The sequence below is a fragment of the Streptomyces katrae genome (assembly GCF_000717655.1).
GTDB lineage: Bacteria > Actinomycetota > Actinomycetes > Streptomycetales > Streptomycetaceae > Streptomyces > Streptomyces katrae_B.
In genome coordinates this window covers 61,487-84,025 of the sequence record NZ_JNZY01000030.1, presented here as the reverse complement: position 1 = coordinate 84,025, position 22,539 = coordinate 61,487, and the positions used below count along the sequence as shown (strand labels likewise).

Here is a 22,539-nt window from a genome sequence, read left to right as displayed (position 1 = left end):
CCTAGTCTCGTGGGCTCGGAGATGTGTATAAGAGACAGGGGTGGGGGCGTGTAAAGCTGAGGGGGTGAGAGAGATTGTCGATCGTGCCTGTGAAGCCGCCCTCTACAGCCAGGACGATGCCGGGCTGGATGCCGGGGCCTCGGTGCTCGTCGGGGACGGTGGGCGGTGGGGCGGGGTCGGGCGGGAGCTGCTGGGGCGCGGGGAGGCGTACGTACGGCAGGCCTGGGAGCGGGGGTGGCAGCCCGCCGACGTGCTCCGGCTGGTGGGGCGGGACCTCGGCGAGAGGCATCTGCGGATCACCCGCGACCTGATCGCCGCCGAGGCGCGCCGGTACGCCCGGCTCCCCGAGCGGTGGACCGATGCCGAGGTGTGGTGGGGAGAGGACGGCGAGTACGGGGAACGGCTCGTGCAGCGGGAGAAGGCCGATCGGTTCAGCCTTGCCACGGCCTTGCTCGAGGTCTTCCGGCTGCTGATCCGGTTGCCCTCCGTCGAGCCCGTGGGAGCCCTGCCCGGGGACCCGGCCGGCGATGCCCTGGAGCACGCGCACATCGAGCCCCGCATGCTCGGCCGCATCCGGGCCCTGCTCGCCAAGGCCGAGGCGACCACCTTCCCGGAGGAGGCCGAGGCGCTCAGCGCCAAGGCGCAGGAGCTGATGGCCCGGCACACGGTCGACGAGGCGGTGCTCGCGGCGAGCGGCCAGGGGCCCGCTCAGGTGCCTGCGGCCTGCCGGATCGGGGTCGAGGCGCCGTACGAAGAGGCCAAGGCCGTGCTGCTGGACGCCGTCGCCACTGCCAACCGCTGTCGGGCTGTGTGGAACAGCGCCTACGAGTTCTCCACCGTGGTGGGGTTCGAGAGCGACCTGGAGGCCGTCGAGCTGCTCTACACGTCCCTGCTCGTGCAGGGGACCGCCGCCATGACCCGCGCCGAGGCCGCCCAGCGCTCCGGCGGGCGCAAGCGGACCAAGACGTTCCGGCAGTCCTTCCTGCTCGCGTACGCCAGCCGGCTCGGCCAGCGCCTCGCCGAGACGGCCGAGCACACCGTCGCCGAGGCCCCCGACAACCTGCCCGCCCTGGTGGCCCGTGACGTCGCCGTCACCTCGCGGGCGGACGAGATGTTCCCCCGGACCACGACCACCCGGCTGCGCGGGGCCACCGACCACGCGGGCTGGGAGGACGGCACGGCCGCCGCCGACCGCGCGCACATGGGCGGCAAGCGCCGCCCGCTGCCCCGCTAGGGGGTCTCGCGCTCGCCGGCCTCGCTTCGCAGGGCCTGGGTCTCCGACCTCAGGAGGCGCATCGACCTGCCCAGGGAGCGGGCCATATCGGCAGTTTCTTGAAATCTGAAGGAGTTCTGAACGGGTACTGGGGGAGTGCTCGACGCGTACTGAAGGGCGTGCCGTGCAGGCCCGCGCATCCCCGTGCGCCTTGATTCAATCCTTATAAGGGTCTGATTCGCCCCTGATCCACCCGAGTTCTTCCCTGACAGTGATCAGGGGAGCACCCTCCGCGTGCACGTGCATCTGCCCATGCATGCGCTTATGAACACAGCTATGATCCGGTGCAGTTGACATCTGCACTATCGGGGGCTTCCTGTGGACCACGCGTACAACGGGATGGCAGCTGCAGAACTCGACGGAGTGACCTGGCAGAAGAGCAGACACAGCAACTCGCAAGGTTCCTGTGTCGAGTTCGCCAAGCTGCCGGGTGGAGCTGTCGCCGTGCGCAACTCGCGCTTTCCGGACGGGCCCGCGCTCGTCTACACGCCGGCCGAGATAGAGGCACTGCTGCTGGGCGTCAAGGACGGCGAGTTCGACCACCTGATCGCCTGAATCGCCTGATCGACCGATCGGCACATCGTCCGATCGCCCCGAGGAACGGCGCACCGATCAAGCCATGCACGTGCACTGGCCGGGACTGATCGAAATGATCAACCCCGGCCAGTCGTCGTATGCCCGTATGTGCCTGCGTGTGCCGCTGCCTACTCGTGCAGCATGAACAGCGCCCAGACCACCTTGCCGGTCAGCCGTCCCGCGAGCGGGTGCCAGCCCCAGCTGTCGCTGTACGCATCCACGAGGAACAGCCCCCGCCCCGACTCCAGGTCGCAGTTCTCCTGCGTCCGCTCCGGCGCGAACGACCCGCCCGGCCGGTCTTCGCTGGGGTCCCGTACCGCGCACACCAGCCGGGTGCTCCACCGCATCAGGTGCAGCCGTACCGAGGCCTCCGGCTGGCCCGCGCCGCCGGTCGCCGGCCTGGTGTCCTCCGGCAGGGCATGGCGCAGCGCGTTGGTCACGAGTTCGGAGACGACCAGGGCCACGTCGTCGAAGCGGTCGTCGAGGCCCCACTGGGACAGGGTGGACCGGGTGAACGAACGGGCGCCCCGCACCGCCTCGAAGCGGGCGGGCAGAGCGCAGGAGGCGGACCCGGAGACAGCCGTGGGGTCGACCGGGGGCAGCCCCTGCCGTAACGGCTCGAGCATGGTCGATCCATTCGTCCCCATGCGAGGCACTCCCGGGATTCGCGGGCGGAGCGGCGCGCTCCGTCCAGAAAGAACTGCGGGGTGGGTCCGGCGCCGGCGCGAAGAGCACGCAGGTGCGCGGCACCATCGTTCCCAATGCAGAAGCTGGATGCAAGGGCAGATGCACGTGCACGCGCCGGACCTGTCCACTCCCGTGATGGTTCTTGCTCATTTCTTCCTACGCATACTTACGGACTTCTTCTGCGACGGGCGGGATTCCGTTACAGAACGAGTACGGGCCGATGCGTTTTGGTGGCAGACTGCGGGCCCTGGGGTACGGGGGCCCCGGCGACGCACACCACGCGCAGACCACGCGTACACATGGCGATGGGGAGGGCAGGACAAGTGACCGCAGAAGCAAGCGGTTCTGTGGTGCGCCGCATCCTCCTGGGCTCTCAGCTCAGGCGACTCCGAGAATCCCGCGGCATCACCCGTGAGGCGGCCGGCTACTCGATCCGCGCATCCGAATCGAAAATCAGCCGCTTGGAGTTGGGAAGGGTGAGCTTCAAGGCAAGGGACGTGGAGGACCTCCTCACGCTCTACGGAGTCACGGACGGCGCGGAGCGGGAGTCCCTGCTGGGTCTGGTCCGCGAGGCCAACGCGGCCGGCTGGTGGCACAGTTACGGCGACGTACTGCCCGGGTGGTTCCAGACGTACATCGGCCTGGAGGGCGCGGCCTCGCTCATCCGGATCTACGAAGTCCAGTTCATCCACGGCCTGTTGCAGACCGAGGCCTACGCCCAGGCCGTCGTGAGCCGTGGCATGCCCGGCGCCACGAAGGCCGAGATAGACCGCCGTGTCGCGCTGCGCCTGGAGCGCCAGAAAGTGCTCGTCTCCGAGAGCGCCCCGGTCTTCCACGCCGTCCTCGACGAGGCCGCGCTGCGCCGCCCGTACGGCGACCGCGACGTCATGCGCGGCCAGTTGGAGCACCTCATCGAGGTCTCCCAGCGACCCAACGTGCAGCTCCAGGTGATGCCGTTCTCCTTCGGCGGCCATGCCGGCGAAAGCGGAGCCTTCACCCTGCTGCGCTTCCCGGAGTCCGACCTCCAGGACATCGTCTATCTGGAACAGCTCACCAGTGCCCTCTACCTGGACAAAGACGAGGAAGTGGCGCAGTACGAACGGGCGATGGAGCGGCTTCAGGCCGACTGCCCCGACCCTGACCGGACCCGGGATCTTCTCCGTGGCCTGCTCCAACTGTCTTGATTCGCACGTAGTATGACGTCTGATCAGTGCATGATGACCGATCGGTCTCCGGTGCAGCGCACGGGTGCGCGCTCGCAGTAAGGGATGGCATGTCCATATTCGACGACCTGGCTCACCAGTACATCGACGGCGAATGGCTGGCCGGCACCGGTTCGTGGGACATCATCGACGTCAACCCGTACAACGGGGAGAAGCTCGCGGCCATCACCGTGGCCACCGTCGAGCAGGTGGACCGGGCCTACCTCGGCGCCGAGCGCGCCCAGAGAGAGTGGGCCGCCACCAGCCCGTACGCCAGACGCGCCGTCCTGGAACGCGCCCTGCGGATCACCGAGGAGCGCGAGAAGGAGATCATCGAGGCGATGATCGACGAGCTCGGCGGGACGCGTCCCAAGGCCGAGTACGAGGTCCACCTCGCCAAGGAGTTCATCCGCGAGTCGATCCAGCTGGCCATCCGCCCCGAGGGGCGGATCCTCGCTTCGCCCGTCGAGGGCAAGGAGAACCGGGTCCAGCGCCTCCCGGTCGGCGTCGTCACCGTGATCAGCCCCTTCAACTTCCCGTTCCTGGTCACCCTGAAGTCGGTCGCCCCGGCCCTGGCGCTGGGCAACGCCGTGGTGATCAAGCCGAACCAGAACGCACCCGTGGTCGGCGGCGGGGTCATAGCCAAGATCTTCGAGGACGCGGGCCTGCCGGCCGGGCTCCTCAGCGTGCTCGTCACCGACATCGCCGAGATAGGCGACGCGCTCCTCACGCACCCCGTCCCGAAGGTCATCTCCTTCGCCGGCTCCGACCGGGTCGGCCGGCACGTGGGCTCCGTCGCCGCCCGGCACTTCAAGCGGACGGTCCTGGAGCTCAGCGGCAACAGCGCCCTCGTCGTCCTCGACGACGCCGACCTCGACTACGCGGTGGACGCGGCCGTCTTCAGCCGCTTCGTCTACCAGGGCCAGGTCTGCATGGCCGCCAACCGGATCCTCGTGGACGCCTCGATCGCTGAGGAGTTCACCGAGAAGTTCACCGCCCGGGTGCGGAGCCTGAAGACCGGTGACCCCCGCGAGGCGGACACCCACATCGGCCCGCTGATCAACTCCTTCCAGGCCGACGCGCTGACCGCGCTCGTGGACCAGGCCGTGGAATCCGGGGCGCAGGCCCTCGTCCGCGGATCTACGCGCGGCAACCTGGTCGAGCCGACCGTGCTGGCCGGCCTCCCCGAGGACTCCCCGCTGCTCGGCCAGGAGATCTTCGGCCCGGTGGCACTGCTGGTGGTCTTCGACGGCGAGGACGAGGCCGTACGGCTGACCAACGCGACCCCGTACGGGCTGAGCGGCGCCGTGCACACGCGGGACGTGGAGCGGGGCGTGCGCTTCGCCCAGCGGATCGAGACCGGGATGATCCACGTCAACGACTCGACCATCGGCGACGAGCCGCTCGCCGCGTTCGGCGGGGAGAAGTCCTCGGGCCTGGGCCGGCTGAACGGCGAGGCCACGATCGAGGCGTTCACCACCCAGAAGTGGATCTCGGTGCAGCACGGCAGGACGAGTTTCCCCTTCTGACCGCGCTTCCCCTTCCGCGCTCGCTCTAGACTCGTGCGAGTCAGCGGCGGGCAGCGTTCCGGGGGAGACCTGAGTTGAGCAACATTCCGGAGACGGGGCGCACGCCCCGGGTCCAGAACCGCCTGGTCGTGATCCAGGTGGTCGTCTTCTCGCTGCTGCTCACCCTCGGCGGGCGCCTCTGGTACCTCCAGGTCCGCAACGGCCAGGAGTACACGGACGAGGCGAAGAACAACCACACCCAGCAGGTCGTCCAGCCCGCCGTGCGCGGCTCGATCCTGGACTCCCGCGGGGTCCCGCTGGCCGACAACGAGACGCGCATGGTCGTCTCCGCCAGCCGTACCGACCTCACCAGGATGAAGGACAAAGGCAAGGGCGTACTGACCCGGCTCGCCGGCGTCCTCGGCCTCGATCCCGAGGACGTGGTCAACAGCGTCCGGCTGTGCGATGCCAAGACGCCGAAGCCGTGCTGGAACGGCTCCCCGTACCAGCCGATCCCCGTCACCGACGAGGCGACCACGGACCAGGTGCTGGAGATAAGGGAACACGCCGAACAGTTCCCCGGCATCACCGCCGAGCCGACCGCCCTGCGCCGCTACGCCGGCCCCGACGGGGCCAACACCTCGCAGGTGCTCGGCTACCTTTCGCCGGTCACCGACGCGGAGATCACCAAGGCCAAGAAGACCGACTCCCCGTACCTGCGCTCCGACCAGGTGGGCCGCTCCGGCCTGGAGCGCACATACGACAAGGAGCTGCGCGGCAAGGCCGGCGTCACGCGCTACGAGGTGGACAACCTCGGGCGGGTCATCGGGCAGGCGCAGGCCGACAAGCCGACGCCCGGCTCGAACGTCGTCACCTCGATCGACTCGCGGGTGCAGGCGGTGGCCGAGCGCGAGCTGAACAACGCGATGATCGAGGCCCGCAAGGGGTACGACAAGAACACGCGCAGGAACTACGAGGCCGACTCAGGGGCGGTCGTCGTCATGGAGGCCAAGACCGGCCGCATCGTCGCGATGGCCTCCAACCCGACCTACGACCCGAACGCGTGGGTCGGCGGCATCTCCGCCAAGGACTACGAGTCCCTCACCGACAAGGACTCCAACTACCCGCTGCTCAACCGCGCGATCCAGGGCCAGGCGGCCCCGGGTTCGATCTTCAAGGTCGTCTCCTCGACCGCCGCGGTGAACGCCGGGTACCCCTTCAACGGGCGGTACGGCTGCCCCAGCTCGTACTCGGTGGGCAGCCAGAACTTCACCAACTTCGAGTCGCAGGGCTACGGCGACATCACCATCGGGCGGGCCCTCGAGGTCTCCTGCGACACCGTCTACTACGCCCTCGCGGACAAGGAGTGGAAGAAGGACGGCGGGATCAACCCCAAGAAGGACCCGAGCGACTGGTTCCTCAAGACGGCCCACGAGTTCGGCCTGGGCAAGGCGACCGGCATCGACCTGCCCAACGAGGTGAACGGCCGGGTCCCCGACCGCCAGTGGAAGAAGGACTTCTTCGAGGCGAACAAGGCCGCCTGGTGCCGGGACGGCAAGAAGGACGGCTCGTACGCCGAGAAGATCGCGTACGAGAACTGCCGCCAGGGCAATCAGCTCCGCGAGGGCGACGCGATCAACTACTCCATCGGCCAGGGCGACACCCTCGTCACCCCGATCCAGATGGCGTCGATCTACGCGGCCATCGCCAACGGCGGCACGCTGCACCAGCCGAGCGTCGGCAAGGCGATCGTCAGCGCCGACGGCACCTCGGTCAAGGAGATCGCGCCCAAGGAGCAGGGCCGGCTGCCCATGGACGCGCAGCTGCGCGACGACATCGACGGCGCGCTCGCCTCGGTGGCCACCACGGGCAGCGCGGCCTGGCGGTTCGGCGGCTGGCCGCAGAAGCAGATCCCGATGCACGCGAAGACGGGCACCGCGGAGGTCCAGGGCAAGCAGACCACCTCGTGGTTCGCCTCGTACACCGAGGACTACGCGATCGTCATGACGATCTCCCAGGGTGGTACGGGCTCCGGGGCCTCCGGGCCGGCGGTGCGCAAGATCTACGAGGCGATGTACGGGCTCGACGAGAAGGGCGGCCAGGACCTGTCCAAGGCCCTGCTTCCGAAGCCGCAGACGGCACTGCCGGCGATCCGGCCGGAAGGCGTCACCGAATGACCCGGGTTGAGGACAGAACCTGACCGCATCACTCCGTAGCGTGTTTCTTGTCAGCAGGAGCACACCGAGAAGGCGGTAGATCAGCATGGTCACTCACGTTCCGGCAGAGTCCTACGGTGACGAGCGCGGCGCGCTCCTGTCCTTCGCGGAGGCCCAGCGCGGCGCACTGCGGCGGGCGGTGCTCGGCCTCACCGAGGAGCAGGCGGCGAGCCGCCCGAGCGCGAGCGAGCTGTCGTTGTCGGGGCTGCTGAAGCACGTCGCGGAGACGGAGCTGAACTGGCTGCGGATGGCGCAGCAGCTGCCGAACGAGCGGCAGCGCACGCAGGAGACCTGGGGAGACAGCTTCCGCCTGGTCGAAGGCGAGAGCATCCCGGGGATCCTGGAGTTCTGGGACGGGGTCGTGGAGGAGCTGGAGAAGTTCATCCATGCAGTGCCGAGCCTGGACGACACGTTCCCGCTCCCCGAGGCGCCGTGGTTCCCGAAGGAGGGCCGGGTCTCGATGCGCTGGCTGCTCCTGCACCTGGTGGAGGAGCACGCGCGCCACGCCGGCCACGCGGACGTCGTCCGCGAGTCGCTGGACGGCAAGACGGCCTTCGAGCTCGTGGCCGCGGCCAACGGCGACACCTGGCCGCCTGCGCGCTAGGGGTGTGGGGCCGCTCGGATCCGGCCCCGCTCCGGCCCGTCCCGCGGACCCGCCCCGGAGAGGACTTGCACCTCACGTGGCGTGAGGACTCAGAGTGAAGGGCGTACCCGACCAGAGGAGCGGAAACGATGAGCTACTCCGTGGGACAGGTCGCCGGATTCGCCGGAGTCACGGTGCGCACCCTGCACCACTACGACGAGATCGGCCTGCTCTCCCCGAGCAGCCGCAGCAGCGCGGGTCACCGGCGTTACGACGACGCCGACCTCGACCGGCTGCAGCGGATCCTGTTCTACCGGGAGCTCGGCTTCCCGCTCGAAGAGGTCGCGGTCCTGCTGGACGATCCGGACTCGAACCCGAGGGAGCACCTGCGCCGGCAGCATGCCCTCCTGTCCGACCGGATCGCCCGGCTCCAGCAGATGGCCGAGGCCGTGGAGCACGCCATGGAGGCAGAGAGAATGGGCATCAACCTCACGCCCGAGGAGAAGTTCGAGGTCTTCGGGGACTTCGATCCCGACGAGTACGCGGACGAGGCGCACCAGCGCTGGGGCGACACGGACGCGTACAAGGAGTCCGCCCGCCGGGCGGCCACCTACACGAAGGAAGACTGGAAGCGCTTCCAGGCCGAGGCGGACGGGATCAACCGGAGGTTCGCCGAGCTGTTGGACGCCGGTGCGTCCGCGGAATCCGACGAGGCCATGGACGTGGCCGAGGAGCACCGCGGGTGGATCGACCGGAACTGCTACACCTGCTCGCACGAGATGCACACGTGCCTGGGTGAGATGTACGTCGCGGACGAGCGCTTTACGGCCTATTACGACACGATCCGTCCCGGTCTGGCGGTGTTCGTACGGGACGCGATCGTCGCGAACGCCATCCGCGCGGTGTAGAAAGCCGGATGTTCCCCACACGGCCCCCTCCCGCTGACTGGAACCGGGAGGGGGTCCTGTGCGTTGATAATTGAAACCGCCGTCATGTCCGATGCACCCGCGGACGCCCGCCGCGATACCCCCGATCCAGGAGAGCCCGGAACTCGTGTACACGCTTGCGCTCGCCCCTGAGTGGCTGTCCCCGGACTATCTGATCTCGCACTACGGCTTGATCGGCATCCTGGTCATCGTCTTCGCGGAGTCCGGGCTGTTCGCCTTCCTGCCCGGCGACTCCCTGCTGTTCACGGCAGGCCTGCTGGTCGCGAACGGCGAGTACATCAAGCAGCCGCTGTGGCTGGTCTGCACCCTGATCTCGGTGGCCGCGATCGTCGGTGACCAGGTCGGTTACATGATCGGCAAGGTCTTCGGGCCGAAGCTCTTCAACCGGCCGAAGTCGAAGCTCTTCAAGCGGGAGAACCTGGACAAGGCGCACGAGTTCATGGAGAAGCACGGCCCGAAGGCCATCGTGCTCGCCCGCTTCGTGCCGATCGTCCGTACGTTCGCCCCGATGGTCGCGGGCGCCGGCTCGATGAAGTACCGCACGTTCCTGACGTACAACGTCATCGGCGGTATCGCCTGGGGTGCCGGGCTCACGGTCGCGGGCTTCTGGCTCGGCCAGATCGACTTCATCAAGACCAACATCGAGGCGATCCTCGTCCTGATCGTCCTCCTCTCGCTCATCCCGGTGATCTTCGAGGTGCTGAAGGCCCGCAAGGAGGCGAAGGCGAACGGCGGCGCCGATGCGGCGCCGGCCGGCGGCGAGCGCCGCCGCCACGCCAAGCGCTAGAACGCAGTCCGGGCCGCCGTAGGCGGTGGAGCCGCGCGAAGGGCGGGCGCCCCCTGGGGGCGCCCGCCCTCGTGCTGTTGCCGTTGGTCCTGCGGTCTCCTCGAGTCCTTGCTGTGGGGGTCAGAAGGGCAGCGGGAAGGGCAGGGGGAACGGCAGCGGCGGTACCGGGATCGGCAGCTTCGGTACGGGCGGCAGCGGGATCGGCAGCTTGGGTACCGGAGGCAGCGGGATCGGCAGCTTGGGCGGTACCGGGATCGGCAGCTTGGGTACCGGAGGCAGCGGGATCGGCAGCTTGGGTGGTACCGGGATCGGCAGCTTGGGTACCGGAGGCAGCGGGATCGGCAGCTTCGGCGGTACCGGCAGCGGCAGCGGGAAGGGCAGCTTGGGCGGCTGCGGCGGCAGCGGGATCTTCGGCACCGGGATCGGGAACTTCGGCACCGGGGGCAGCGGCAGCGGCGGCTTCGGCAGCGGCAGGCCCGGGAGTGGCGGCAGCGGGATCGGCAGCTTGGGCGGCACCGGTCCCGGGGGCAGCGGTATCGGAAGCTTCGGCGGCAGCGGCGGCAAGGGCAGCTTCGGCGGCGCCGGATGCTTATTGTGCCCGCCGCTCCCCTTCCCCTTTCCCTTTCCGTGCTTGTTGTTGTTCTGCTTTCCGTTGCGGTTCTTGTTCCGGCCGTCATTCTTGTCGTTGACGAGGTCGGTGTGACTGGCTGCGGCAGTCTTGTGCGGCGTCGCGGCGAATGCGCTGGCGGGCAGCGCCACGACTCCGGCCGCCAGGGCGGTCGTCGTCGCCAACGTCACGAAATGCCGGGTCAAGGCTGTCTTCGGCATGGGATTCTCCTTGTGCGTCGAGAGGGGTGTATCCCGGTTCCGGCGCTGGTCCGGCCGGTGCCGGGATCTCACGAACCTGGTCGGCCCGTGCCTCAAGTAAGCGCGGGCCGCCGCACGAAGGCATGTCCCGCGAATTCGGGACTTGACAGGTTGTTTCGACGCATTCCTTGATTTCCCGGAACCCGCACCGCGGTTTTCCGGAAAGGCGTCCATGCCGCGGCGACGGCATTCCGGAAACCGGAATGCCGTTGAACGATCAGCTGGACGGAAAGGGCCTCAGAAGCCGCGGGTACGCTTCGCGGCGCGGCGCTTGGCCGCGCTGGCGGCCCCCGGGATCCGCATGAAAAGCCGCGAGGTCTCGGAGCCGAGGTTGACCCCGATCGCGATGGCCAGCGCGATGGCGGCGGCGTTCACCAGCGAGCCGAGGCCCTCGTTCAGCCGGTTCTCGGCGATCAGCAGCAGCCCGTAGTACGTCGCCGAGCCCGGCAGCAGCGGGCCGATGGCCGCCGTCGTGTACGGAAGGGCCGAGGCGAAGCGGTAGCGCGAGAAGAGCTGGCCGAACAGGCCGACCAGCCCGGCGGCGATGGCCGTGGAGGGCACGGGCGGGATGCCGCCCGCGTAGTGCAGGGCCCCGAAGGTCACCCAGGCGACCCCGCCGTTCAGCGTCACGATCCACACGGTGGAACGTTCCTGCTGGAGCAGGATCGCGAACGTGAACACCAGCACCATCGAGGCCGCGATCTGGATCAGCGGCCGCTGGGTGATCTGGAGGACCTCCTCCGGCTTCGGCGAGGCGCCGAGCTGGAGCCCGAGGTACAGCACGACCAGCACGCCCATGATGATGCCGATGAAGAGATACATGACCTCCAGCAGCCGGGCGGAGGCGGTGATGTAGAAGCCGGTCAGGCCGTCCTGCACGGCGGCGACCAGGGCCCGCCCGGGCAGCAGCGCGAACAGCCCGCCGGTGATCACCGCGGAGGCGCGTACGTCGGTCTCGGCCAGCTTCAGGGCCACGCCGATCGCGGCGGGCGGCATCGCGGCCACCACGAACTGGTAGAACTCCGGCAGCCCGCGCCCGGCGCACAGCCAGGCCAGCCGGTCGCCGAGCATCGCCCCGATCGCGGCCGCGAAGAAGACGAACACGCCACCGCCGACCAGGGTGGAGGCGGCCCCGGCGAGCAGCCCGGCGGCGGCCGTGAGGATCCAGGAGGGGTACGGGTGCCGGTTGCGGCGGATCTCGGCGAGGCGCCGGTAGGCGTCCTCGAGCGAGAGCTCGATCTCGTGCGCGCTGATGTCGTCCACCAGCTGGTAGACGGCGGCCAGGCGGGTGTAGTCGGTGCCGCGGCGGCGCACGGTCCGGCTCGCCGAGACCGGGTCGTCGATGAGGGAAGGCTGGTGGGTGATCGACAGCAGCGTGAAGGTGACCGTGGGCTCGCAGCGGTCCAGCCCGTACGAGCGGGCCACCGCGAACATCGCGGCCTCCACGTCCTCGGCGCCCTCGCCGCCCGCGAGCAGCAGCTCGCCGATGCGCAGGGTCAGGTCCAGTACGCGGCCAACGGCGGGCCCGGTCTCGCTGTGCTTGTGCACGGCCTCGGGGACGGGCCGTACGTCGACCGGCATGCGCAGCATGGTGCGCATGCGGTCCTGCCAGGGGGACTCCGTCATGCGGGAGACGGGGAGCCCGTGCCCGGGAAGGTGGGCGGGCGGGGAGTTCTGGGCGCTGTAGGTGGCCGGCGGCGCGAACGCGGAGCCTTCGGGTTCTGCGGGCACCGGGGGGAGTCCCTCCGGCACGGCGAACTCCGAGGTCGGCTGGTCCGCGTCGACCGGCTCCGGCTCGATTCCGGGCGGCGGGGTGAAGGCGCTGTGCGCCTCGTCGGACGTGGGCTTCCTGTCCTGCGCCCCGTCGGTCTCCGCCACGCGTCCTCCCCTCCGTGATCACCCGCGGTACCAGTATGCGGAACGCTGCCATCCGCGGCGATACCGGCCCGGCTGCGGACCGGAGCCGGGTACGACAACGGGCGGCACCCCCTCCGTGAGGGAGTACCGCCCGGGGTGTCACGGGGCCGGGGGGAGATCCCGCCTACCCCTCACCCGGCACGGCTCAGTGGCCGCCCTGCGCCTCGAGGCGCTTGAAGGAGGCCTCGATCTCGGCCTCGGCCTCGGCGCGGCCCACCCAGTTGGCGCCCTCGACCGACTTGCCCGGCTCCAGGTCCTTGTAGACCTCGAAGAAGTGCTGGATCTCCAGGCGGTCGAACTCCGACACGTGGTGGATGTCGCGCAGGTGCTCCACGCGCGGGTCCGAGGCCGGCACGCACAGCAGCTTGGCGTCGCCGCCCGCCTCGTCGGTCATGTTGAACATGCCGATCGCGCGGCACTTGATCAGGCAGCCCGGGAAGGTGGGCTCGTCCAGGATGACGAGGGCGTCCAGCGGGTCGCCGTCCTCACCGAGGGTGTTCTCGACGAAGCCGTAGTCGGCCGGGTAGCTGGTGGAGGTGAAGAGGCGACGGTCCAGACGGATCCGGCCGGTCTCGTGGTCCACCTCGTACTTGTTCCGCGAACCCTTGGGGATCTCGATGGTGACGTCGAACTCCACGTCCTGCTCCTCCATGATCAGCTTCATTGCTTCGAGACTGCATTGATTCATCTGCGCGCGCGTCCGGCCCAGCCCTGCGGGTGGGGTGCCATGCTCGCGGCAAGACGCAGTGGTTAAGTGTCCCTCACGCATATGTGTGATCGCGAAAGGGGCTGGTCCGAGGTGCCATTGGTCAAGACGTGGCAGCTCATCGCGGTGTCGGCCGTCGCCGGCCTCGCCCTGTCGGTGGCTGCGGTGGCCGCTGCCGGTCCTTGGGACTCCGGCCAGCGTAAGGCCGAGCGGGACAGGGCCGCCTCCTGGGGCCTTACGGGTGGCGCAGATCACGGCGCGGACCACGGCGGCGGGGTCGTTCCGCAGGCCGCGCCCAGCGCTCCCGGGGTGCTCCCGGGCATCGGTTCCGGCGCCGCGCTCAAGGCCGGGAGCGGGGTCGCGGCCACCGATCCCGGGAGGCTCGCCGCGGCCCTGCGGCCGCTCCTGGCCGACCCCGCGCTCGGGACGGTCCGTACCGCCTCGGTCGTCGACACCGCCACCGGCCAGGTGCTCTTCGAGTCCGGGGCGCGCGAGGCCATGACCCCCGCCTCCACCATCAAGATCGCCACCGCGACGGCAGCGCTGGCCGCGCTCGGCCCCGAGCACCGGATCCGGACCACCGTGGCCCCCGGCGCCGGCCCCGGAGAGATCGTCCTGGTCGGCGGCGGCGACCCCTCCCTCACGGCCAAGAAGAAGAGCCCCGCCGGATCCGGCGGCAGCCTCGTCGCGCTCGCCGCCGACACCGCCCAGGCCCTCAAGGCCGCCGGCACCGACACCGTGCGGCTCGGCTACGACGACACCCTCTTCACCGGACCCGCCCTCCACCCGATCGGCCACAACCCCAACATCGCGCTGGTCACGGCCCTGGCGGCTGACGAGGGCCGGCCCGACGACTCCACCTCCGGCCCCGTCGAGCGGGTCGAGGACCCCGCCGAGGAGACCGCCCGCTCCTTCGCCGCCCTTCTCAAGGAACGCGGCATCAAGGTCAGCGCCGACCCCGCCGAGGCCAAGGCCCCCGCCGGCGCCCAGCCGCTCGCCACCACCCTCTCCACCCCGCTCGCCGGGCTCGTCGAGCGGATGCTGACCAACAGCGACAACGACATCGCCGAGGTCCTGGCCCGCCAGACCGCCCTCGCCTCCGGACAGCCCGCGAGCTTCGAGGGCGCGGAGAAGGCCGTCAAGGACCGGCTCACCGGCCTCGGCGTCGACACCGCCGGCGCCCGCTTCGCCGACGGCAGCGGCCTCAACCGCGCCGACAAGATCAACACCGCCCTGCTGACGGGGCTCCTGGCCAAGGCCGCCGACCCGCAGCGGCCGGAGCTGCGGCCCGTGCTCACCGGACTGCCCGTCTCCGGATTCACCGGGACCCTGCGCAGCCGCAACGCCGGAAGCTCCCCGGCCGCCGGCCTCGTCCGGGCCAAGACGGGCACCCTGAACGGGGTGAACTCCCTCGCCGGGACCGTCGTCGACCCCTCCGGCCGACTCCTCGCCTTCGCGTTCCTGACCGCGAACACCACCGACGCGGGGGCCGCGGAGAAGGGCCTCGACAAGCTCGCGGCGGCCGTCGCCCGCGCCTCGTAGGGATTCCGGGGGGCTCCGCATCGGCGCTGGTCCACGTACCGTTGACGCATGACGAGCATCGGTGGTGCCGAGATGGTCGACTGGAATCTCGCGGTGGCGACCGCGGCCCGGCTGGTGCGGCCGGGTCCCGAGGTCAGCCGCGACGAGGCCCGGGCCGTGGTGGCGGAACTGCGCAGGCATGCCAGGACCTCCGAACGCCACGTACGCGAGTTCACGCGGATGATCCCCGAGGGCACGGCCGTCCCCGACACCCCCGTCCTCGTCGTCGACCGGGCCGGCTGGGTCAAGGCCAACGTGGCCGGCTTCCGCGAGCTCCTGTCCCCCCTCCTCGGCAAGATGCAGGAACGCCGCGCCGGCGCCCCCGGCGGCGCCGTCCTCGGCGCGGTCGGCGGCAAGGTCACCGGCGTCGAGCTGGGCATGCTGCTCAGCTTCCTGGCCTCCCGCGTGCTCGGCCAGTACGAGACCTTCGCCCCGGCCGGCCGCGACCTGCCGGGCTCGGCCACGGGCGGCGGCCGGCTGCTGCTCGTGGCCCCGAACATCGTGCACGTCGAGCGCGAGCTGGACGTGCGCCCGCACGACTTCCGGCTGTGGGTCTGCCTGCACGAGGAGACGCACCGTACGCAGTTCACCGCGGTTCCCTGGCTCCGCGACCACCTCGAGGGCGAGATCCAGACGTTCCTCGGCGCGACCGAGATGGACCCGGCGACCATCCTCGAGCGGCTGCGCGAGGCCGCGCAGTCCTTCGCCGGCGCCCGCCCCGACTCCGAGCAGGGCGACGAGGGCCGCTCCCTGGTCGAGCTCGTCCAGAGTCCCGAGCAGCGCGAGGTGCTCGGCCGGCTGACCGCCGTCATGTCCCTGCTGGAGGGCCACGCCGACTACGTCATGGACGGGGTCGGCCCCGCGGTGGTGCCCTCGGTCGCCGAGATCCGGGAGAAGTTCCAGCAGCGCAGGGCCAGCGGCGCGGGCCGCCTCGACGCCACGCTGCGCAAGCTGCTGGGGCTCGACGCCAAGCTGCGCCAGTACCGCGACGGCGAGCGCTTCGTACGCGCCGTCGTCGGCCAGGTCGGCATGGACGGCTTCAACCGGGTCTGGACCTCACCGAACACACTGCCGACGAAGGCGGAGATCGCCAAGCCCGCGGACTGGGTCGCGCGGGTGCACCGCAAGGGCGAATAGAAGCGAAGGGGAGTGACTCAGGGGGCGTAAACATGTCTCACTGGGGGAAGCAGCGTCACCCGTCCGAGGGACCGTGAGGCGTGGAAGGCCGTGCGATGCTCAGGGAACGGCTCGGTTCTGTCACCATCGACGCACTCTGAGTGACAACCCCTCATCTCGCGGGGGCTCCCGGCGGGGGCTCCTCACGGGGGCCGGGGCACCGGGCAGCGTCGAACAGCACCGAACAGCAGCGGTTCCAGCACCACACCCCCAGCCTTCGAGGCATCCGAACTCCACCGAAGGGCACCGGACATGGGTCCCCATCCTGCGGTCGCGGCGATACGCCTGGCGGTCCGCCGCGTACTCCACGACGTCCTCACCGACCTCACCGACCGTCCTGCCGGCCTCTCCACGGCTCCGTCCGGGAGGACCCCCGCCGCCGCAGCCGGCTCTCCGCCACTCGTACTCGTCGCCTGCTCCGGCGGCGCCGACTCCATGGCGCTCGCCTCCGCCCTCGCCTTCGAGGCGCCCAAGCTCGGCATCCGGGCCGGCGGCATCACCGTCGACCACGGGCTCCAAGTGGGCTCCGACCTGCGCGCCGCCGAGGTCGTCACCCGCATGACCGCGCTCCGCCTCGACCCGGTGGAGTCCGTCGCCGTGCGCGTCGGCCGCGACGGCGGGCCCGAGGCCGCCGCCCGCGACGCCCGCTACGCCGCCCTGGACGAGGCCGCGGACCGCCTGGGAGCCGCCGCCGTGCTGCTCGGTCACACCCGGGACGATCAAGCCGAAACCGTCCTGCTGGGGCTCGCCCGCGGCTCCGGCATCCGCTCGCTGTCCGGCATGGCCGAAGTCTCCGGCGGCCCGGGCCGCAGCCACCGCTACCGCCGCCCCTTCCTCCAGGTCGACCGGCAGACCGCCCGCAAGGCCTGCATGGTCCAGTCCCTCCCGGTCTGGGACGACCCGCACAACATCGACCCCGCCTACACCCGCTCCCGGCTCCGCCACGAGGGACTGCCCGCCCTCGAGAAGGCGCTGGGCAAGGGCGTGGTCGAGGCGCTGGCCCGCACCGCCCAGCTGTCCCGAGACGACGCCGACGCCCTCGACGCCTGGGCCGCCGAGGCCGAGACCGGCGTGCGGGACGAGGACGGCCGTCTGGAGTGCGCGAAGCTCTACGCCCTGCCCCCGGCCGTCCGCCGCCGCGTGCTGCGCAGGGCCGTGGTCGCGGCCGGTTCCCCCGCAGGCTCCCTCTTCGCCCGCCACATCGAGGAAGTGGACCGGCTCATCACCGGATGGCGGGGTCAGGGCGCCATCAACCTGCCCGGCCGGGTCGAAGCCCAGCGGCAGGGTGGCAGACTTGTCATCCGGCAGGGCTGATTGGTGCTGAACCACGGCTGAGTCCTCCGGGGGAAACCCCCGGAGCCCCGGCCGTCGACGAAAGTGATGCGGGTGGACGAGAAGGACATGGGCAGCGACCTCCAGTCGGTGCTCATCACCAAGGAAGAGATCGACGCGAAGCTGACCGAGCTGGCGGCGAAGATCGATGCGGAGTACGCGGGCAAGGACCTGCTCATCGTCGGCGTCCTCAAGGGCGCGGTGATGGTGATGGCGGACCTGGCGCGCGCCTTGTCCACCCCGCTCACCATGGACTGGATGGCGGTGTCTTCGTACGGCGCCGGGACCCAGTCCTCCGGTGTGGTCCGGATCCTCAAGGACCTGGACACCGACATCAAGGACAAGCACGTCCTGATCGTCGAGGACATCATCGACTCGGGCCTGACCCTGTCCTGGCTGCTGTCGAACCTGGGTTCCCGCCAGCCGGCCTCGCTCGAGGTCGTCACGCTGCTGCGCAAGCCCGACGCCGCCAAGGTCGCGATCGACGTGAAGTGGGTCGGCTTCGACATCCCGAACGAGTTCGTCGTCGGTTACGGCCTCGACTACGCGGAGAAGTACCGCAACCTGCCGTTCGTCGGGACCCTCGCCCCGCACGTCTACGGCGGCTGACGCCGCGGGCCCCGGTCGGGGCCCGCACAGGGGAACCCTGGAACGATTCCTGCCGTTGGAGCAGGGGAAAGCAGTTCTGTCAGCCGTCCCACGAGGCCGCGGGTGACAATACAGGGGTACATTCCGAAGAACAGTCTTTACTCACAGCAGCATTTACCTACGGGCAGGAGGGACGGGGCGCCTGGCGCCCCGTATGGATGGACGTGAAGCGATACTTCCGTGGGCCGGTCATGTGGATCGTGCTGGCCGTCCTCGCCGTGGTCGTGTTGATGAACGTCGTCGGCTCCGGCGGCGGCTACAAGTCGGTGGAGACCAGCGAGGTCATCAAGGCGATCAACAGTGGCCAGGTGGAGAGCGCCAAGCTCACCACCGGTGACAGCCAGATGATCAAGATCGAGCTGAAGAAGGACCAGAAGCTCGGCGACAACGACGGCACCAAGTTCCAGGCCAACTACATCGGGGACCAGGGCGTCGGGCTCGCCAAGGACCTCCAGACCAAGTACGAAGCCGGTCAGATCCCGAACGGGTACACCGTCTCGCCGGACAAGACCAGCCCGTTCCTCAGCGTGCTGCTCTCCCTGCTGCCCTTCGTCCTCATCGTCGTCGTCTTCCTGTTCCTGATGAACCAGATGCAGGGCGGCGGCTCCCGGGTGATGAACTTCGGGAAGTCCAAGGCCAAGCTCATCACCAAGGACACCCCGAAGACGACGTTCGCCGACGTCGCGGGCTCGGACGAGGCCGTCGAGGAACTCCACGAGATCAAGGAGTTCCTGCAGGAGCCGGCCAAGTTCCAGGCCGTCGGGGCGAAGATCCCCAAGGGCGTGCTGCTCTACGGCCCGCCCGGCACCGGCAAGACCCTGCTGGCGCGTGCCGTCGCCGGCGAGGCGGGCGTGCCGTTCTACTCGATCTCCGGTTCCGACTTCGTCGAGATGTTCGTCGGTGTCGGTGCCTCGCGTGTCCGCGACCTGTTCGAGCAGGCCAAGGCCAACGCCCCGGCGATCGTCTTCGTCGACGAGATCGACGCCGTCGGCCGGCACCGCGGTGCGGGCCTCGGCGGCGGCCACGACGAGCGCGAGCAGACCCTGAACCAGCTGCTCGTCGAGATGGACGGCTTCGACGTGAAGGGCGGCGTCATCCTGATCGCCGCCACGAACCGCCCGGACATCCTCGACCCGGCACTGCTGCGCCCGGGCCGCTTCGACCGGCAGATCGCGGTCGACCGTCCCGACATGCAGGGCCGTCTGGAGATCCTCAAGGTCCACCAGAAGGGCAAGCCGGTCGCTCCGGACGTCGACCTCTCGGCCGTCGCCCGCCGCACCCCCGGCTTCACGGGTGCCGATCTGTCCAACGTCCTGAACGAGGCGGCGCTGCTGACCGCCCGCTCGGACCGCAAGCTGATCGACAACCACATGCTGGACGAGGCCATCGACCGCGTCGTGGCGGGCCCGCAGAAGCGGACCCGGATCATGTCGGACCGGGAAAAGAAGATCACCGCGTACCACGAGGGCGGCCACGCCCTGGTCGCGGCGGCCTCCCCGAACTCCGACCCGGTCCACAAGATCACGATCCTGTCCCGCGGCCGGGCCCTGGGTTACACCATGGTCCTGCCCGACGAGGACAAGTACTCGACCACGCGCAACGAGATGCTCGACCAGCTCGCGTACATGCTGGGCGGGCGCGCGGCCGAGGAGCTGGTCTTCCACGACCCGACCACCGGCGCGGCGAACGACATCGAGAAGGCCACGGCGACGGCCCGCGCGATGGTGACCCAGTACGGCATGACCGAGCGCCTCGGCGCGATCAAGTTCGGCGGGGACAACACCGAGCCGTTCCTGGGCCGCGAGATGTCGCACCCGCGGGACTACTCGGAAGAGGTCGCGGCGCTGGTCGACGAAGAGGTCAAGAAGCTCATCGAGACCGCGCACAACGAGGCCTGGGAGATCCTGGTCGAGAACCGCGACGTCCTCGACAACCTGGTCCTCGCGCTCCTCGAGAAGGAGACGCTGGGCAAGGAGGAGATCGCCGAGGTCTTCTCGACGATCGTGAAGCGCCCGGCCCGCCCGGCGTGGACCGGCTCTTCGCACCGCACCCCGTCGACCCGTCCGCCGGTGCTCTCTCCCAAGGAGCTCCAGCTGACGAACTCGGCGAACGGCACGGCGGCGAGCGCGCCGGCCGTGTCCGTGGAGAAGGAGCCGTCCCCGGAGGACCGCGCCGAGTAGCCCTCGGCCGGACCGTCCCGGAATGGATGCCGCGCCCCCCAGGTTCTAGCCTGGGGGGCGCGGCACTTTTGCGTGTCCGCGAGCGCCAGTGCACACAGGAACGAGGAAGAGATGACCGACCCAGTGACCCTGACCGGTGACGAGGGCACGATCGGCGAGTTCGACGAGAAGCGCGCCGAGGCGGCGGTCCGCGAACTTCTGATCGCGGTCGGCGAGGACCCGGACCGCGAAGGCCTCCTCGAAACCCCGGCGCGCGTGGCGCGGGCGTACAAGGAGATATTCGCCGGCCTCTACCAGAAGCCCGAAGAGGTCCTGACGACCACGTTCGACCTGGGCCACGACGAGATGGTCCTGGTCAAGGACATCGAGGTCATGAGCAACTGCGAACATCATCTCGTGCCGTTCCACGGCGTCGCGCACGTCGGCTACATCCCGTCCACCGACGGCAAGATCACCGGCCTGTCGAAGCTGGCCCGCCTCGTGGACGTGTTCGCCCGCCGCCCGCAGGTGCAGGAGCGGCTGACCACGCAGATAGCGGACTCCCTGATGGAGATCCTGGAGCCGCGCGGGGTCATCGTCGTCATCGAGTGCGAGCACATGTGCATGACGATGCGCGGGGTCCGCAAGCCCGGCGCGAAGACCATCACCTCGGCGGTCCGCGGCCAGCTCCGCGACCCCGCGACCCGCAACGAGGCCATGAGCCTGATCATGGCGCGCTGACCAGCTGACCAGCTGACCCCGGCCCCCGGCCCCGGCCGGAGGCCGCTTCAGGCGCGGGAGGGGGAGTGGGGGCTGGTGTCGTCGTCTTCCGGGAGCTTCAGGACGTGCTCCAGGAAGAGGGCGGCGGCGATGACCGCCGCCCCGGCCAGGACCGAGAAGGCGGCGTACCAGGCCTGGTCGCGGCGGGCGGGTACCTCCAGGCCGTTGGCCCACAGGAAGGCGCCCACGCCGCCGTACATGCCCGCCACGAGGGCCGCCACGAGGGCGCTGGCCTGTCCGAAGACGACCGCGCGGGCCGCCATCAGCGGCTCCACGCCCTTGGCGCCCGGCCGCCGCTCGCGCTGGGCCTTGAGGCGGGACCGCAGCGAGAGGGCGGTGGCCAGCAGGACGACCGCGATGGCGCCGAGGACGATGGGCGCGGCCAGCGGGACGCCCGGCAGGGTCCCGTACGCGTTCCACAGCCGGGCGCCCGCCCAGGACAGCACCCCGGCGACGGCGAAGATCCCCGCCAGGACCGCCGGCCTCAGTTGCTTCACGTGCCCGTTCCCCGCTTTCCGCGCCAAGTCGTCAGCCGCCGCAGTCCACAGGCTGCAGCCACAGGTTAACGACTACTCGGGGAGGCGGAGTTCCAGGTCCGGCCGCGGCGTGACGCCGACCAGGCCGATTCCGGCCAGCAGGGACGCGACCGGGCCGTGCCCGGGGATCTGCGCCCCGGGGTCGATGTCGTTCCACGGGGCCAGGACGAAGGCCCGCTGGTGGGCCCGCGGGTGGGGGAGGGTGAGGACCGGGTCGGCCGATACCACCTCGGCGTACGACACGATGTCGACGTCGATGGTGCGCGGGCCCCAGCGCTCGTCGCGGACGCGGTCGAAGGCCTCTTCGATGGCGTGGCCGCGCTCCAGCAGGGAAGACGGGGGCAGCGTGGTCCGTACGCGGACGACCGCGTTGAGGTACGACGGCTGGGAGCCGGGCTCGACGCCCCACGGCTCGGTCTCGTAGACGGGGGAGACGGCCTTGACCCGCATGCCGGGGGTGTCGCCGAGGGCGTCGATGGCGCCCTGGAGGGTCTCCAGGCGGTTGCCGAGGTTCGCGCCGAGCGCGATGACGGCCCACTTCGGGTTGGACAGGGTCGTGTCGGCCGCATCCACCGTCTCCACGACGGATGCGGGCACCGGCTGGACGGTGGGGTCGCTCTGGGCGTTCAGTCCGTTGTTCACACGCGGCTCCGGGTGATCGTGATGGTCACGTCGTCGAAGGGGACGGTGATGGGGGCGTCCGGTTTGTGGACGACGACCTCCACCTCTGCGACCGCTTCGTGCTTCAGGCACTGCTGGGCGATCCGCTCGGCGAGGGTCTCGATCAGGTCGACGGGCTCTCCCTGGACCACATCGACGACTTCCTCCGCGACTACCCCGTAATGCACGGTTTTCGCCAGGTCGTCGTCGGCCGCCGCGGGGCGGGTGTCGATGTGGAGCACCAGGTCGACGATGAAGGTCTGGCCTTCCTCGCGTTCCCGGGGGAAGACGCCGTGGTGCCCGCGAGCCTTGAGGCCGCGCAGCGCGACACGATCCACGCGAATCACTCCTGCTTTCGTAGGTGCTTCCGGTCCGGGACTCCCCGGATCCATGGGCCT

The 22,539-nt window shown here is 70.0% G+C and carries 20 protein-coding genes and 1 pseudogene; 14 read left to right on the top strand and 7 right to left on the bottom strand.

Annotated elements, in window-relative coordinates; genetic code table 11:
* Positions 1–64: 64 nt before the first annotated feature.
* The gene (locus IF09_RS0129560) at positions 65–1,234 is read left to right on the top strand and encodes a DUF2786 domain-containing protein (protein ID WP_106975164.1); all 1,170 of its coding nucleotides are present in this window, start codon (positions 65–67) and stop codon (positions 1,232–1,234) included.
* 378 nt (positions 1,235–1,612) lie between these two features.
* Complete coding sequence (locus IF09_RS0129550) at positions 1,613–1,828, top strand: DUF397 domain-containing protein (protein ID WP_051696354.1); 216 nt, start codon at positions 1,613–1,615, stop codon at positions 1,826–1,828.
* Between the two features lie 149 nt (positions 1,829–1,977).
* Here IF09_RS0129550 and IF09_RS0129545 read toward each other — a convergent pair whose 3' ends face one another.
* Entirely contained in the window at positions 1,978–2,496 is a 519-nt protein-coding gene (locus IF09_RS0129545; RefSeq protein WP_078613523.1) for an ATP-binding protein, read from the bottom strand.
* A gap of 339 nt (positions 2,497–2,835) precedes the next feature.
* Between IF09_RS0129545 and IF09_RS0129540 the strand changes: the two genes are divergently transcribed.
* The 6 genes and pseudogenes from IF09_RS0129540 to IF09_RS0129515 form a co-directional block, all read left to right on the top strand.
* Positions 2,836–3,720 (top strand): helix-turn-helix domain-containing protein, encoded by an 885-nt coding sequence (locus IF09_RS0129540; protein WP_078613522.1) that lies wholly within the window; start codon positions 2,836–2,838, stop codon positions 3,718–3,720.
* An 89-nt stretch (positions 3,721–3,809) separates the two neighbouring features.
* Entirely contained in the window at positions 3,810–5,267 is a 1,458-nt protein-coding gene (locus tag IF09_RS0129535; RefSeq protein ID WP_030300769.1) for an aldehyde dehydrogenase family protein, read from the top strand.
* A gap of 74 nt (positions 5,268–5,341) precedes the next feature.
* Complete coding sequence (mrdA, locus tag IF09_RS0129530) at positions 5,342–7,423, top strand: penicillin-binding protein 2 (protein ID WP_030300767.1); 2,082 nt, start codon at positions 5,342–5,344, stop codon at positions 7,421–7,423.
* An 85-nt stretch (positions 7,424–7,508) separates the two neighbouring features.
* Positions 7,509–8,066 (top strand): DinB family protein, encoded by a 558-nt coding sequence (locus IF09_RS0129525; protein WP_030300765.1) that lies wholly within the window; start codon positions 7,509–7,511, stop codon positions 8,064–8,066.
* A gap of 128 nt (positions 8,067–8,194) precedes the next feature.
* Complete coding sequence (locus IF09_RS0129520) at positions 8,195–8,953, top strand: MerR family transcriptional regulator (RefSeq protein ID WP_030300763.1); 759 nt, start codon at positions 8,195–8,197, stop codon at positions 8,951–8,953.
* 145 nt (positions 8,954–9,098) lie between these two features.
* Positions 9,099–9,746, top strand: a pseudogene (locus IF09_RS0129515) (VTT domain-containing protein); the annotation flags it as partial.
* 153 nt (positions 9,747–9,899) lie between these two features.
* Here the strand turns inward: IF09_RS0129515 and IF09_RS44985 are convergent.
* The 3 genes from IF09_RS44985 to IF09_RS0129500 form a co-directional block, all read right to left on the bottom strand.
* Positions 9,900–10,607, bottom strand: a complete 708-nt coding sequence (locus IF09_RS44985; protein ID WP_106975163.1) for a hypothetical protein — start codon at positions 10,605–10,607, stop codon at positions 9,900–9,902.
* A gap of 276 nt (positions 10,608–10,883) precedes the next feature.
* The gene (locus IF09_RS0129505) at positions 10,884–12,524 is read right to left on the bottom strand and encodes a threonine/serine ThrE exporter family protein (protein WP_030300757.1); all 1,641 of its coding nucleotides are present in this window, start codon (positions 12,522–12,524) and stop codon (positions 10,884–10,886) included.
* Between the two features lie 184 nt (positions 12,525–12,708).
* A complete protein-coding gene (locus IF09_RS0129500; RefSeq protein ID WP_030300754.1) occupies positions 12,709–13,200 on the bottom strand; it encodes an inorganic diphosphatase in 492 nt (163 codons plus the stop codon).
* Between the two features lie 132 nt (positions 13,201–13,332).
* Here IF09_RS0129500 and dacB point away from each other — a divergent pair, with 132 nt between their 5' ends.
* The 6 genes from dacB (at position 13,333) to folE (ending at position 20,906) form a co-directional block, all read left to right on the top strand.
* Positions 13,333–14,811: a D-alanyl-D-alanine carboxypeptidase/D-alanyl-D-alanine-endopeptidase gene (dacB, locus tag IF09_RS0129495; protein ID WP_030300752.1), complete on the top strand. Its 1,479-nt coding sequence runs from the start codon at positions 13,333–13,335 to the stop codon at positions 14,809–14,811.
* A 48-nt stretch (positions 14,812–14,859) separates the two neighbouring features.
* A complete protein-coding gene (locus IF09_RS0129490; protein WP_030300749.1) occupies positions 14,860–15,987 on the top strand; it encodes a zinc-dependent metalloprotease in 1,128 nt (375 codons plus the stop codon).
* 291 nt (positions 15,988–16,278) lie between these two features.
* Entirely contained in the window at positions 16,279–17,340 is a 1,062-nt protein-coding gene (tilS, locus tag IF09_RS0129485; RefSeq protein ID WP_030300747.1) for a tRNA lysidine(34) synthetase TilS, read from the top strand.
* A gap of 66 nt (positions 17,341–17,406) precedes the next feature.
* Positions 17,407–17,967 carry a hypoxanthine phosphoribosyltransferase gene (gene hpt, locus IF09_RS0129480; protein ID WP_030300745.1) on the top strand — a complete coding sequence of 187 codons (561 nt, stop codon included), beginning with the start codon at positions 17,407–17,409 and terminating at the stop codon, positions 17,965–17,967.
* Positions 17,968–18,164: 197 nt separating this feature from the next.
* Positions 18,165–20,186: an ATP-dependent zinc metalloprotease FtsH gene (gene ftsH / locus IF09_RS0129475; protein WP_030300743.1), complete on the top strand. Its 2,022-nt coding sequence runs from the start codon at positions 18,165–18,167 to the stop codon at positions 20,184–20,186.
* A gap of 111 nt (positions 20,187–20,297) precedes the next feature.
* On the top strand, positions 20,298–20,906 hold the full coding sequence (gene folE / locus IF09_RS0129470) for a GTP cyclohydrolase I FolE (protein WP_030300741.1): 609 nt from the start codon (positions 20,298–20,300) through the stop codon (positions 20,904–20,906).
* Positions 20,907–20,953: 47 nt separating this feature from the next.
* Here the strand turns inward: folE and IF09_RS0129465 are convergent, their stop codons facing one another.
* The 3 genes from IF09_RS0129465 to folB all read right to left on the bottom strand — a co-directional run bounded on the left by IF09_RS0129465 (position 20,954) and on the right by folB (position 22,479).
* A complete protein-coding gene (locus IF09_RS0129465) occupies positions 20,954–21,442 on the bottom strand; it encodes a DUF3180 domain-containing protein (RefSeq protein WP_030300740.1) in 489 nt (162 codons plus the stop codon).
* Positions 21,443–21,514: 72 nt separating this feature from the next.
* The gene (folK, locus tag IF09_RS0129460) at positions 21,515–22,123 is read right to left on the bottom strand and encodes a 2-amino-4-hydroxy-6-hydroxymethyldihydropteridine diphosphokinase (protein ID WP_030300738.1); all 609 of its coding nucleotides are present in this window, start codon (positions 22,121–22,123) and stop codon (positions 21,515–21,517) included.
* Positions 22,120–22,479: a dihydroneopterin aldolase gene (gene folB, locus IF09_RS0129455; RefSeq protein WP_030300736.1), complete on the bottom strand. Its 360-nt coding sequence runs from the start codon at positions 22,477–22,479 to the stop codon at positions 22,120–22,122. Before folB ends, folK begins: the two co-directional genes overlap by 4 nt.
* Between the last annotated feature and the right edge of the window lie 60 nt (positions 22,480–22,539).